Here is a 13,171-nt window from a genome sequence, read left to right as displayed (position 1 = left end):
AAGTACTGCTATTGCTAATATGTTCAATATGATTAATCTTGATACAAAGTTAGATGAAACGCATAGTAATGCACAAAACAATATGTCTAAAGATTATGGGGACTCTATAGATTCTATTGTTTTTTCTAGAGCGGATGCTTCGCGAATAGTACAGCGTGAATTTGCTAAAGCTAATACCAATTTTAAAAATAATCTTCTAAATGCTATTGCTGATTCTATTGAAAATAATGCAGAATTTATTGAAGAAGCAAATAAGCAAGACTTAGAAAAAGCTCAAAAAAATGGTATGGATGCTGGAAAACTAGACAGACTTAAATTTGATGAAGAAAGAATATTCCAATCTGCAAAAAGTATTAGAAAAATAGCGCAATTACAAGATCCTGTTGGAGAAGTTGTTCGTGGATACACGCTAGAAAATGGTCTTAGGCTTTCTCAAGTAAGAGTGCCAATAGGCGTAATGGGAATTATTTACGAAGCTAGACCAAATGTGACTGTTGACGTTGCATCTTTGTGCATAAAATCTTCAAATGCTGTAATTTTAAGAGGCGGTAGTGCAGCTGAGCGCACGAACTATGCGACAATTTCTGTAATCAAGCAAGTATTAAAAGATTTTGGTGTAAGTGGAAATCTTATAGAATCTGTTGATGATCTTGGAAGAAGTGGAGCAACGTCAATGATGCATGCTCATGGTCATATTGATGTTCTTGTTCCTAGAGGAAGTGCAAATCTAATCGCTGCAGTTGTTAAAGAGTCAACAGTTCCAGTTATAGAAACTGGAGCTGGAAATGTTCATATTTACGTGGATAAAACAGCAGATTTTGAAAAAGCGATACAAATTATTGTAAATGCAAAAACTCAAAGAGTTGGAGTTTGTAATGCTGCAGAAAAATTGCTTGTAAATCAAGATATTGCTAAAGATTTTCTGCCAAGAATTGCAGGCGAGTTAGCTAAACATAATGTTTTGATTCATGCTGATGAAAAATCCTACAATATTCTATTCGATTCAAATATCAATGGTTTGCAGTTAGAACATGCAAATGATGATGATTGGAATCGTGAATATTTGTCTTTGCAAATAGGAGTAAAGATTGTAAAAGATGTTGAGGATGCTGCGAATCATATTACAAAGTATTCAACGGGGCATACTGAGACGATTATTGCTGAAGATTATTTAACAATCAATAATTTTGTGTCATCTGTAGACTCAGCTGTTGTTATGGTAAATGCTTCAACAAGATTTACGGATGGCGGCGAATTTGGTTTTGGAGCTGAGCTTGGCATTTCCACTCAAAAATTACATGCCAGGGGTCCGATGGGTTTGAGAGAAATGACAACCACAAAGTGGATTGGTTATGGAGATGGTCAAATAAGAGCTTGATGTTATAAATTGTGACAGATAATAAGGTATTAAGAGTAAGGTTATGAGTATGCCAAATACACAGGAATCAACTAAATCAGATATTGTATACGCGAAAAGCGAATCATATGGTGTGTCTGATTTCAATGTTTTAGATGCTTTAGATATTTCCGCTGAGCGTTTATCCATAGTTCGCTATGTGTTTTTAGTGCAAATTGAAGATGGTATTGCGTCTGCATCTCAAAGATCTTCTCTTGAATATGCTGATGCAATATTAATGGGTTGGCCAGATAGGGATAATCGTACTGTTTTCAAGCCTCAGGATAATGCTGCTTTAGATGAGATTAATAAGAATTTGAGAAAAATGGAAGATAATATATCTCAATTCAGTAATCTTGAGCGTTGCGGTGAAGTAGATAATATGGCAGATATTCTTATTAAGATTACAGAATCTGTTGCAAAGATTAGAAGTATTTTCCAGCCTGATTTTCCTCTTCCAACATTTGAGGAGATTAAACGGGTTGTTCAAGATGAGTGGAATGAGGAAATGGGCAATATTAATCCTGATAAGGCGAACGTTGCCTCTAGCGTTATCGGTGAAGCTAAGGCAGATGATGCTGCTGATTTGCTTGATGGTGCAAAATAATCATGATGCTTGATTTTGTGTATTTTGAACAAAATGTGGAAATGAATTAATGCAAAATAATCTAAACAACTCTAAAGTTGATTCCCAAAATAGTATTAAGTCAGAAGTAAAAGATTTTTCTGAAGAGCGCAGAATGTCTGACTTGTTCCAAGGGTCTTTTAATGGCACTGAGGCTGCGCCGCCTGTTGTGGCAGGTGTTGTTAAACACCGTCAATCTGCTAGAGGTAATGTTCATCAGCGCCAACGAATAGGGATCATGGGCGGCACTTTTGACCCTATTCACAACGGCCACTTGGTAGCAGCTTCTGAAGTTGCATGGGTTTATGATCTAGACGAAGTTATTTTTGTTCCTACAGGAAAGCCTGTTTTTAAACTTGATAAGAAGGTTACTAACGCAGAAGATCGATATTTGATGACTGTGATTGCAACTGCTTCTAATCCCAAGTTCACAGTTTCCAGAGTGGATATTGATAGACCAGGTGTTACTTATACAATTGATACGCTTCGCGATATTCGATCTCAGCATCCAGATGCTGAACTTTTCTTTATTACAGGCGCGGATGCTATTGCGGAGATTATGCAATGGAAAGATGCTAGAGAACTGTGGAATTTGGCTAGATTTGTGGCTGTTACTCGTCCTGGGTATTCTAGTCCAGAAAAGTTTACTCAAATTGAGGCTCATGTGTATTCAGCGGATTCTTGTGACGATATGATTAATTGTCACAGTCATCGTTTCCCAGTTGACATTTTGGAAATCCCAGCACTAGCAATTTCTTCTACTGATGTTCGTAAGCGAGCTGAGCACGGGGAGCCTGTATGGTATTTGGTTCCAGATGGAGTTGTTCAATACATTGTTAAGCATGGTTTATACAGACGCGATTTGTGATTATTTGGAATCTTTTGCAATGATTTGTTGTGTATGAAACGGCTTAATGATTATAGTCTGCGCAAATAGATAGTATTAATCACAGTCCGTTTTTTGTGGGCTGTTAGTGAACTAGCGTTTGGAGATATGGTGAGCATCGTCCTTGAAGGAAAGCCAGATAAAAACCTTGTTCTCGTAACTGGTCGCGCGCATCCGAAGCTTGCTCGAGATGTTGCAAATCAGCTTGGTATAGAAGTATTGGAAACAACAGCATATGATTTTGCCAATGGCGAGATGTATGTTCGTTACACTCAGTCTGTGCGAGGAACAGACGTGTTTGTGTTGCAAAGTCATAGTGACCCTGTTAACAAGTCCATTATGGAACAGTTAATTATGATCGACGCATTAAAGCGCGCGTCTGCTCGTTCTATTACCGCTGTGTGCCCGTTGCTTGGATATTCTAGACAAGATAAAAAGCATCGCGGTCGTGAGCCTATTTCTTGCCGCTTGATGTTTGATTTGCTTAAAACAGCAGGCGCAGATCGAATCATGAGCGTTGACTTGCATGCGGCACAATCGCAAGGATTCTTCGATGGTCCTGTAGACCATTTGATTGCTATGCCAGTGCTGGTTGATTACGTTCGAGATCGTTTCAGCGAAGATTTAGGAAACGTTACCGTTGTTTCGCCAGACGCAGGTCGAATCCGAGTTGCAGAACAGTGGGCGCAACGTTTAGGCGGAGGTCCATTGGCTTTTGTTCATAAGACTAGAGATATTACTCGTCCAAATCAGGCTGTAGCAAATCGTGTTGTTGGTGATGTTGCTGGGCGTGATTGTGTTATGGTTGATGATTTAATTGACACTGCTGGAACAATTGCAGGCGCTTGTAATGTTCTTAAGGACGCTGGTGCAAAGTCTGTTACGGTTGTTGCAACTCACGGAGTGCTTTCTGGTCCTGCAGTTGAACGTTTAAAGAATTGCGGAGCTAGGGAAGTGGTGTTAACGGATACTGTTCCAATTCCAGAAGAAAAGCGTTGGGATGGGTTAACTGTTCTTTCAATTGCCCCACTTTTGGCAAGTGCTATTAAAGCTGTGTTTGAAGATGGGTCTGTTGCAAAGCTGTTTGACACTTATCCAGAGCATCATGGCAAGGGGTTCTTCTTTGCATAAATCCTATTTCGCCACGCCAAACTTGACGATGTCAATTGTTATGGCATAATAGTGACTTGGCGGTTTTTTCCGCCGTTCCCTCATGGTGTAATGGCAGCACACGGGTCTTTGGAACCCTTTGTCTTGGTTCGAATCCAGGTGAGGGAGCTAGAAATTGCGCCGCTTAATTTTAAGCGGCGTTTTTTATTAACATAGTTTGTTGATAGTGTGTGTATGAGTAGCTTGTTTAATCTAGGAAGGCGTTTTATTAGATATGTTGGAATCTTTAAGAGGTGGATTCAAGCGTGTTATTGCGCCTATTGCTAAGCTGCTTGTAAAATTTGGCTGTACAGCAAATGGCATTACTGTTTTCGGTACTTTGGCTGTTGTAGTAACCTCAATTTTTGTTTCTATGACTGGCTGGCTTTTATTCGGTACAATTTTGCTTACGATTTTTGTCCTTGCAGATGCTTTGGATGGTTCAGTCGCTGCTTTAACTAATCAAAATGGTGGAACGAAATTTGGTGCGTTTTTGGATTCTACTTTAGATAGAATCGCTGATTGGTCTCTATTTTTGTGTGTTTGTATTTGCTTATATCGTGCTAAAAATATCAACATATGTTTATATTTGCCAGAATATGTTAATGGTTTTATAAAATATTGCGGATTGCTTTGTTCGCTAATAGCAATTATGGCTGCTTTTGTAACGTCATATGCTAGAGCAAGAGGTGAGTCCGTTGGGGTGGAAGCTAAAAAAGGTTTGATTACTAGAGCAGACAGAGTGGCTATTATATTGATTTCAATGGGATTAAGTGGATTAACTGACTGGCTTTTATGGCTTAGTTTAGCCATGTTTATCCTTTGTATTGGTGGTATCATAACCGTTATACAGAGGATTTTTGAAGTTAAAAATTTGCTTAAAAATACTAGCGCATGACGATTTGTCGCTAAAGAGCATTAAAATCATCACGTTTACGTAACCGTACACTTTTTAGGAGTATCATGTCAGGTCATTCCAAGTGGGCGACCACAAAGCATAAGAAAGCCGCTATTGACGCTAAGCGCGGCAAGCTTTTCGCCAAGCTTATTAAGAATATTGAAATCGCTGCTCGTCTTGGTGGTGGAGACCCTGATGGTAACCCAACTTTATACGATGCAATCGTTAAGGCTAAAAAAGCTTCTATGCCAGCAGATAATATTAAGCGCGCTGTTAAGCGTGGTTCTGGTGAAGAAGCAGGCGGCGCAAACTACGAAGAGATTGTTTACGAAGGCTATGCTCCAGCAGGTGTTGGATTGATTATTGAGTGCCTTACTGATAATCGCAACCGCGCTGCAGCAGACGTTCGCTCCACTCTTACAAAGGGCAATGGTTCTTTGGCTACAAGCGGTTCTGTTAGCTTCAACTTTGAGCGTAAGGGCTTGATTGAGGTTCCTAGCGAAGGCGTTGACTATAGCAAGCTTTTTGATATTGCTGCAGAAGCTGGCGCTGAAGATGTTGCTGACGACGGTGATGTGTATTCCGTATACACTGATTCTAGCGATTTGGTAACTGTTCGTAAGGCTTTGCAAGATGCTGGTTTCGACTATGATTCCGCAGAAATCGTTATGCATCCAAACAATGAGGTTGAATTGAGCTTTGAAGATGCTCAGAAAGTGTCTCGTTTGATTGACAATCTCGACGATTTGGACGATGTTCAGAATATTTACAGCAACTGGACTGCTTCAGATGAGGTTATGGCTCAGCTTGAGGAAGCAGAATAGTTTCCTATGATGATTTTGGGCGTTGATCCCGGGCTTACTCGCTGCGGGGTCGGCGTGATTGAAGCCGGCGTTTCTCGTCGGCTTTCTTTTATTCACGTCGATGTATTAAGAAGTGATCCTAAGACTTCTCAAGATTTAAGATTGCTCGAAATTTACAATGGACTGGTGGAGAAAATCGAAAGGTTTTCGCCAGATACTATTTCGATTGAGCGTGTTTTTGCTCAAGAAAATCGAAACACTGTTCTTGGTACTGCTCAAGTTGCAGGTGTTGCAATGTTGGCTGCTGCTCAGAGAGGTATTCCTGTAGCTTTGCATACTCCTACAGAGGTTAAACTCGCTGTTGCTGGAAATGGAAAGGCGGATAAAACTCAGGTAGAGCGCATGGTTGCGCGTCTTTTAAATCTTAATGTTTTACCGACTCCTGCAGATGCAGCTGATGCCTTGGCTCAAGCGATTTGTCACGCGCTTCGCCCAGCAGGGGCTTTGCAAGGAGGAGAGCGAGAGCAACATTTAACTGAGGCTCAACGAAAGTGGGCTGCTTCTTTGCGTTCTGCTAGCAGACATTCTTCTGTCGGACGTGACATGTAGTATGTTTTATAGAACAGATGTTCTATTTATCTAGAAAGGTGAGCGCTGATGATTGGTATGCTTAGCGGCGTTATTGAATCAGTTGATTCTCGATGTGCGCTTATCTGTGTTAGTGGTGTTGGCTATGAAGTTTATATGCCATCGTCTGATTTGGCTGCGCTGCATGAAGGTCAAGATGTTAAGGTTTATACGTCTTTACAAGTAAGTCAAGATGCTGTTACTTTGTATGGTTTTACAAGTATGCCTGCCAAGCGTATTTTTCTTCAAATTCAGCAGAAAGTTAGTGGTGTTGGTCCTAAAGTTGCTCTTTCTTTACTTTCCACTTTAAATGTGAATCGTTTATTGCAGGCTATTGCAGATGGCGATATCACCGCATTGTCTTCTGCTCCAGGATTAGGTAAAAAGGGTGCTCAAAAAATTGTTCTTGAACTTAAAGGTTCTATTGACGTATCTCAATTAAATGAAGATGATACTTCTAAAGATTCAAAATCTTATAAAAAGGAATTTGATGAATCTGGCATCAGCAAGGTTGTCGATGGACTTATGTCTTTAGGGTGGAAGCAGTCAGATGCTCAAAGAGCGGTTGAAAACGTGTGTAATAGTGAAAAAATTGCTCTGCCAATCAGTGATTCAGATATGCCTAATGTTTTGCGTATGGCATTGGCAGCGTTAGATAGAGGCAGGTGATGATTCATGAGTTTGGATGAAGGAATCGACGTACAAGCTTTAAATACTGGCGTATCCGAAGATTCATTAAGAATTGTTTCATCATCTCCTATAGGAAATGAACAGATTAGCGATGAAGAATTAAGACCTCATGCTCTAGATGGATTTATTGGACAGCCTCTTTTAAAGGCGCAGTTACAACTTTTTTTGGATGCTGCAAGATTGCGTGATGTTCCTCCAGATCACATGTTGCTTGCAGGTCCTCCTGGGCTTGGAAAAACAACATTAGCAATGATTGTTGCTAATGAGTTAGGCGTATCTATTAGAGTTACGTCTGGTCCTGCTATTCAACATGCTGGTGATTTAGCATCAATTTTGAGTTCTCTTGATACTGGTGAAGTACTGTTTATTGATGAGATTCATCGTTTGCCTCGAGCTGCAGAAGAGTTGCTTTATATAGCTATGGAAGATTTCCGAGTTGATGTTATGGTTGGCAAAGGACCAGGGGCGTCTTCTATACCTCTTACATTGCCGCATTTTACTGTGGTTGGTGCTACTACGCGCGAAGGTATGCTTCCTTCTCCGCTTAGAGCACGTTTTGGTTTTACGGCTCACTTGGATTTTTATCCTCACGATGAGTTGGAAAAACTGATTGAACGTTCATCTGTTCTTCTTGGTGTTCATCTTGTTGATCAAGCAGCTAAAGAACTTGCTATTCGTTCCAGAGGAACTCCTAGAATCGCAAATCGACTGTTAAGACGCGTACGTGATTGGGCAGTTGTGCATAATCTTAAAGATGTAAATCGCGAGTCTGTAATAGAAGCCTTATCGTTGTATCAGATTGATACTCAAGGTCTTGACCGTCTAGATATTGCGGTTTTGAAAGCTATTGTGAATCAATTTAATGGTGGTCCAGTTGGGCTTAATAATTTGGCTGCAATGGTTGGAGAAGAGGCAGAAACTGTAGAAACCGTTTGTGAGCCGTATTTAGTGCGTGAAGGGTTTCTTATTAGGACTCCTAAAGGTCGTGTTGCCACTGAAAAAGCTTGGCAACACTTAGGTCTTAAAGCGCCTGATAATGTCAGATAGATAACATAAAATAAGTGTTTTGGGCGGTGTTTTGTCCGTCTCAGGGTTGGATACATAAGGAGTTTATTGTGCCCCAATTTGTTAGCCAGTATGGCATGCTTATTGTACTCGTGATTGCCATGGTTGGTATCATGTGGTTCCAATCTCGTAATATGAAAAAGCGTCAAAATGAGTTGAAGTCCTTCCATGATTCTTTGAAACCAGGCGTTGAAGTTATAACAATTGGTGGAATTATCGGTAAGGTCGTCGTAGTTGATTCTGATCACGAAGAGATTGTTCTAGATTCAGAAGGTAGTTTACTTCGAGTGTCTTTCAGAGCTGTGAATAGAGTTTATGTTCGTGTAGATTTCAACAGCTATGACAAAGACGATGAAGCTGATAACTCGGAAGATGTTGATGCATCTGATAAAGATGAATCTCAAGAATCGAGCGAAACTGAGCAGATTCAAGAATCCAGCGAAACTGGTGAAGTCAAAGAAAACTGAGATAAGAACAATAAGATTATGACAACAACTGATATTACAGTAAAATCTTTGAAGAATGTTAGTGATGAGGATGTTAAATATTTAGCATCTCTTATTAGAACAATTCCAGGGTTTCCAAATCCAAAGATTGTTTTCCGCGATTTTCTTCCTGTTTTTGCTGATAATCGTGGTATGCGAATTCTTATTGATTCATTAGTAGATTCGTTGCCAGTTTCTCAAGATTCGTTTGATTTAGTTGCTGGACTTGAGGCTCGTGGATTTTTGTTTGGTCCAGCTTTGGCTGCTCGACTCAATAAAGGTTTTGTTGCCGTAAGAAAAGCAGGTAAATTGCCTCCCGAAGTCATAAGCGAGTCATATTCTCTCGAATATGGGGAAGCTAAGATAGAGATTGAGAAAGATCTTATAAAGCCTGGTCAGCGTGTTCTTATTGTTGACGATTTAATTGCTACAGGAGGAACTGCAAAAGCTGCTGCGCGACTTGTTGAAAGGTCGCAGGGCACTGTTGCTGGATTCTGCTTTGTAATGGAGTTAACAGGAATTAGCGGAATGAATGAGTTGCAATCTTATAAATGCTCTAGTTTAATGACGATGCCTGCATAAAAGTGGTGTATGAGTAGTAGCTTGTGTTGTACTTGGGCAGCTACATTTATTCATATATTGTTTTTAGGTGTAATCATAAAAAATCGAACAACTTAGATCTAACTTCAAGCGGCTAATAAGGGAGGATGATGTTATGAAAAAACTGAAGTCTTCTCTTATTAGCATTTTGAAGGGGATATCTATACCCGCTATTGCGACTTTGATTTTTGCAATAGTTGTTGGATTATTCATGTCACTAACCCTTCTTGTTATTTCTATAGAAGAAGGAACTGGTAATCTTTCCGATTCATCAATGTCGATGACATGGGCTGCTCTTCTTTTTGCGCAAGGAGTTGGTCTAGGCTTTGATGATTTTATTCTTACAGTTATTCCACTTGGTTTGACTTCGCTTATAATTACAATGCTTGCGATTCTGATGAGAAAACTAAAAGGTGGATCGCTAGTAAATTGTATTGGTTTATTTGTTTGGGTTTTCATCACTGGAGTTATATCTCAAAATACTAATATTGAGTTATTGGATTCGTTACCAGTCATATTGTTAAAAAGCTTTTGTGTATATGCTTTTGCACAGTTAATAGCTGTTTTCCCATACAGCTCATTGTTTGTATTAATCAAAAATAATATAACAAAAAATGTTCCTGAACATATATTAAAACGCATAAAAATTTGCCTTTATTCAACCGTAATCGTGTTGTCAATTTATGCAATTATTGCATTATCAACGATTATCTTTTGGTCCATTGTTGGAGCAAGTAATGTTGAGATAGTTTTTTCAAAGTTAGGAATGCAATTAGGTTCAAGAATTTTAACCACAATTGCATGTCTGGTATGGCTTCCAAATGTTGCATTATGGGCATTATCATGGATTTCAGGTTCAGGATTTGCTATAGGATCAGTTGCTAATTTCACAATTTATGCAGTTAATCGTAAGTCTTTGCCTCCTGTTCCATTCTTTGCCATATTCCCAGACTCTATAGGTGATTCACTTTATAGGCTTCTTGTCAATGGTATTGTTTTTGCCTTATGTGGCGTATTTGCGTTATTTGTGATTTTATATTCTAAGTCTTGTAATATTCGTTTGCATTTCGATAAAGATAAACTTGATTGGAAGTCTACCGTTATTGCTTTTGTGGAATCAGCTGTAGTTTTGGTATCAACTTGCATATTAGTAATACTCGTTATGAGTATACTATTCTTGTTCGCAAACGGTGATTTAGGTAAATATCGTTTATCCAATGTTGGTGTAAATGTAAGTAGAAGTGTTCGTGCTTTAGGTCATTTAACAGTATTTGGTTTTGGGTTGGCCTGGATTCTCGTTATATTTGTGTGCGCAATAATAATTTCTATTCGTGCGTTAAGTTCTAAAATTTTTGAGAAATATGATTCCATTAAGCCGTCGAATTTTAATATATTTTCCAAAAAGTTATCTGAAAATATTAGTGAAAAGTCAAAAGAAAATCAGAACATAAAATCGCAATCAAAACCAGTTGAACAGTCATGTGAAACGTCAGTAATAACTCCTAAAGAAAACAATATGTCTGAAAAGTCTGCTGATTATATGTCTTCAAAAAAAGAAAAAACGCGTTCATCTTGTTCAATTAGTCAAAATGAAACAGATAATATAAGTCAGCCGCGAAGCGTTAAATCCACTAAAAAACAACCTTTGCTTGAGAACAAAACTGATACTAGAAAACCTAGAACAGTTAGTTCGAAAGTCAATAAAAAATAATCCTCGTCCAACATCAAGGAGGAAGACCACCGTGCAACAGATACACGCGCAAGAATCAAGTGCAGATGTGCTGATAACCACAGGTAAAAGGTCAATCAAGCGAGTACTTGTATCAGTATTTTGCAAAGAAGGGCTAGAAACTCTGGCAGACGCTTTTAAAAAGTGCGGAACTCAGGTTGTTTCAACAGGTTCAACAGCTGCAAAACTCCAAGAATTAGGTGTAAAGGTTACGGAAGTATCTGATATAACAGGTTTCCCAGAAAGCTTAGATGGTAGGGTTAAGACGCTCGATCCACATATTCACGCTGGGATTTTAGCAGATATGAGCAATCCTGATCATGTAAAGCAGCTTAAAGAGTTAAATATTGAGCCATTTGATGCTGTTGTAGTGAATTTGTATCCGTTTGTAAACACTGTTATGAGCGGTGGAAGCGAAGCTCAGATTATTGAGAAAATCGATATTGGTGGACCATCTATGGTTCGCGCTGCCGCGAAAAATCATAAATCTGTGGCTGTTATTACAGACCCTGCAGATTATAATATTCTTGCCCAAAGAGTGTTATCTGGAGAAGGTTTTAGCCTAGAAGAACGCGAATACTTGGCGCATAAAGCATTTGAACATACGGCTTCTTACGATGCTGCAATATGCCAGTGGACAAGTGAAGTTTGGTCAATTCCAGAAAGTATGAAGACCAAGTCTGAGGAAGACGCAAATTCAGTTGATAAAACAAGTGAGGATTTGATTCTTCCAACTGATTATACGCGTACGTGGAAGTTAAATCGCAAGCTTAGATATGGTGAAAATCCACATCAGCAGGCGGGGCTTTATCTTGACCCATTGCATAAGGGAGGTTTAGCTCAAGCTGAACTTCTTGGTGGAAAGCCGATGAGCTACAACAATTATGTTGATGCGGATGCGGCTTGGCGTGCAGTATGGGATTTTGCCCCACAAATCGCTGTTGCAGTATGCAAGCATAATAATCCTTGCGGCTTAGCAATAGGTGCAACTGCAGCTATTGCTCATAAGAAAGCTCACGCTTGCGATCCTGTAAGTGCTTACGGCGGTGTGATTGCTTGCAATTCAACTGTTACACTAGAAATGGCTGAAAGTGTTCGACCAATTTTCACAGAGGTAATTGTTGCTCCAGATTATGAGCCTGAGGCTTTGGAGTTATTGCGCACTAAGAAGAAGAATTTGCGAATCTTAAAGGTTGCAAATCCTCCAGTTTTGGGCTTGCAGGTGCATCCTATTGATGGTGGCGCATTGGTACAAAGCGCAGATAAGATTGATGATTTTGGCGATAATCCTCAAAATTGGACTCTTGTATCTGGAGAAGCTGCAGATACTGATACTTTGAAAGACTTAGAGTTTGCATGGCGCTCGCTTCGTTGCGTAAAGTCTAACGCAATTCTACTTGCACACGATAATGCTACTGTTGGCATTGGCATGGGGCAGGTTAATCGCGTGGATTCTTGCCACTTGGCTGTTGAGCGTGCTAATACTCTTGCTGATGGTGTTGAGCGTGCTCGTGGAGCTGTTGCGGCTTCGGATGCATTCTTCCCATTTGCTGATGGTCCGCAAATCCTTATTGACGCAGGTGTGCGAGCAATTGTGCAGCCAGGAGGGTCAATTAGAGATGAGGAAGTGTTTGAAGCTGCGCGTGCGGCTGGAGTAACAATGTACACTACTGGTACAAGGCACTTCTTCCACTAAATAGTATTTGACTGAATAATAAAATATTTATTAATTTTTTAATTAATACAAGTATTCTATAAAAAGGACCTTGGATTGTATTTTCGTATACTTTCCAAGGTCTTTTATGTATTATACAAGTATGACAATTAATGATCGGTATGAAAAACAAGACGATGTATCAAAAATTCAAAAGAACATTTTAAATGTAAATGAATCTGAATTAGCAAAAAAATCAAACCATATATACGTTTCTGAAGTCAAAGAAGGAAAACCGTATGCGCAATGGATTGTGGCAGCAATAGTATGCGTAAGCGCAGTATTGGCGTTTATGGGTAAAACAATGGCTGCCACGGTAATAATTGCCGCAACAGCCATTGTTCTTGGAATCATACGCTTAATATTTACTCAAAAAAGTCCATGGAAGGTTAGATCTGTAGCCTTCGATTCTTTCATAAGCATTTCGCTAGGAATTGGACTATTGATAACGTATTTTTCAATTTTTTTCTTAATGTAGAATCCGATAGATTTAATTCACGAAAT

Annotated in this window: 14 protein-coding genes and 1 tRNA gene; all 15 read left to right on the top strand. The window is 39.4% G+C overall.

Features of this window, described 5'->3' with window-relative positions; all coding sequences use genetic code 11:
* The first annotated feature begins 19 nt into the window (after positions 1-19).
* The 15 genes from HXT53_RS03930 (at position 20) to HXT53_RS03860 (ending at position 13,145) form a co-directional block, all read left to right on the top strand.
* On the top strand, positions 20-1,378 hold the full coding sequence (locus HXT53_RS03930; RefSeq protein WP_020760378.1) for a glutamate-5-semialdehyde dehydrogenase: 1,359 nt from the start codon (positions 20-22) through the stop codon (positions 1,376-1,378).
* A 49-nt stretch (positions 1,379-1,427) separates the two neighbouring features.
* A complete protein-coding gene (locus HXT53_RS03925) occupies positions 1,428-2,003 on the top strand; it encodes a hypothetical protein (protein ID WP_020760379.1) in 576 nt (191 codons plus the stop codon).
* Between the two features lie 49 nt (positions 2,004-2,052).
* Positions 2,053-2,889 (top strand): nicotinate-nucleotide adenylyltransferase, encoded by an 837-nt coding sequence (nadD, locus tag HXT53_RS03920; RefSeq protein ID WP_004113635.1) that lies wholly within the window; start codon positions 2,053-2,055, stop codon positions 2,887-2,889.
* A 126-nt stretch (positions 2,890-3,015) separates the two neighbouring features.
* Positions 3,016-4,038 carry a ribose-phosphate diphosphokinase gene (locus HXT53_RS03915; protein WP_032833905.1) on the top strand — a complete coding sequence of 341 codons (1,023 nt, stop codon included), beginning with the start codon at positions 3,016-3,018 and terminating at the stop codon, positions 4,036-4,038.
* Positions 4,039-4,114: 76 nt separating this feature from the next.
* Positions 4,115-4,185, top strand: a tRNA-Gln gene (locus HXT53_RS03910).
* A 106-nt stretch (positions 4,186-4,291) separates the two neighbouring features.
* Entirely contained in the window at positions 4,292-4,954 is a 663-nt protein-coding gene (locus HXT53_RS03905) for a CDP-alcohol phosphatidyltransferase family protein (RefSeq protein WP_004113650.1), read from the top strand.
* A 65-nt stretch (positions 4,955-5,019) separates the two neighbouring features.
* Positions 5,020-5,778 (top strand): YebC/PmpR family DNA-binding transcriptional regulator, encoded by a 759-nt coding sequence (locus HXT53_RS03900; protein ID WP_004113651.1) that lies wholly within the window; start codon positions 5,020-5,022, stop codon positions 5,776-5,778.
* Positions 5,779-5,784: 6 nt separating this feature from the next.
* The gene (gene ruvC / locus HXT53_RS03895) at positions 5,785-6,366 is read left to right on the top strand and encodes a crossover junction endodeoxyribonuclease RuvC (RefSeq protein WP_004113652.1); all 582 of its coding nucleotides are present in this window, start codon (positions 5,785-5,787) and stop codon (positions 6,364-6,366) included.
* A gap of 48 nt (positions 6,367-6,414) precedes the next feature.
* Entirely contained in the window at positions 6,415-7,053 is a 639-nt protein-coding gene (ruvA, locus tag HXT53_RS03890) for a Holliday junction branch migration protein RuvA (protein ID WP_004115031.1), read from the top strand.
* A gap of 6 nt (positions 7,054-7,059) precedes the next feature.
* Entirely contained in the window at positions 7,060-8,121 is a 1,062-nt protein-coding gene (gene ruvB / locus HXT53_RS03885) for a Holliday junction branch migration DNA helicase RuvB (RefSeq protein ID WP_004113654.1), read from the top strand.
* A 68-nt stretch (positions 8,122-8,189) separates the two neighbouring features.
* Positions 8,190-8,606 (top strand): preprotein translocase subunit YajC, encoded by a 417-nt coding sequence (gene yajC, locus HXT53_RS03880; RefSeq protein WP_004113655.1) that lies wholly within the window; start codon positions 8,190-8,192, stop codon positions 8,604-8,606.
* A gap of 18 nt (positions 8,607-8,624) precedes the next feature.
* Positions 8,625-9,206 carry an adenine phosphoribosyltransferase gene (locus HXT53_RS03875; protein WP_004113656.1) on the top strand — a complete coding sequence of 194 codons (582 nt, stop codon included), beginning with the start codon at positions 8,625-8,627 and terminating at the stop codon, positions 9,204-9,206.
* A gap of 133 nt (positions 9,207-9,339) precedes the next feature.
* Positions 9,340-10,935 carry a DUF6350 family protein gene (locus tag HXT53_RS03870; protein ID WP_014554569.1) on the top strand — a complete coding sequence of 532 codons (1,596 nt, stop codon included), beginning with the start codon at positions 9,340-9,342 and terminating at the stop codon, positions 10,933-10,935.
* 73 nt (positions 10,936-11,008) lie between these two features.
* Entirely contained in the window at positions 11,009-12,649 is a 1,641-nt protein-coding gene (gene purH / locus HXT53_RS03865) for a bifunctional phosphoribosylaminoimidazolecarboxamide formyltransferase/IMP cyclohydrolase (RefSeq protein WP_373271524.1), read from the top strand.
* A 106-nt stretch (positions 12,650-12,755) separates the two neighbouring features.
* Complete coding sequence (locus HXT53_RS03860; RefSeq protein WP_004113661.1) at positions 12,756-13,145, top strand: DUF3017 domain-containing protein; 390 nt, start codon at positions 12,756-12,758, stop codon at positions 13,143-13,145.
* The last annotated feature ends 26 nt before the right edge of the window (positions 13,146-13,171 follow it).

This window comes from Gardnerella sp. KA00390, assembly GCF_049244075.1.
GTDB classification, from domain to species: Bacteria; Actinomycetota; Actinomycetes; order Actinomycetales; family Bifidobacteriaceae; genus Bifidobacterium; species Bifidobacterium vaginale.
Note: the sequence above shows the minus strand (reverse complement) of the source record. Positions and strands in the feature narration are given on the sequence as shown.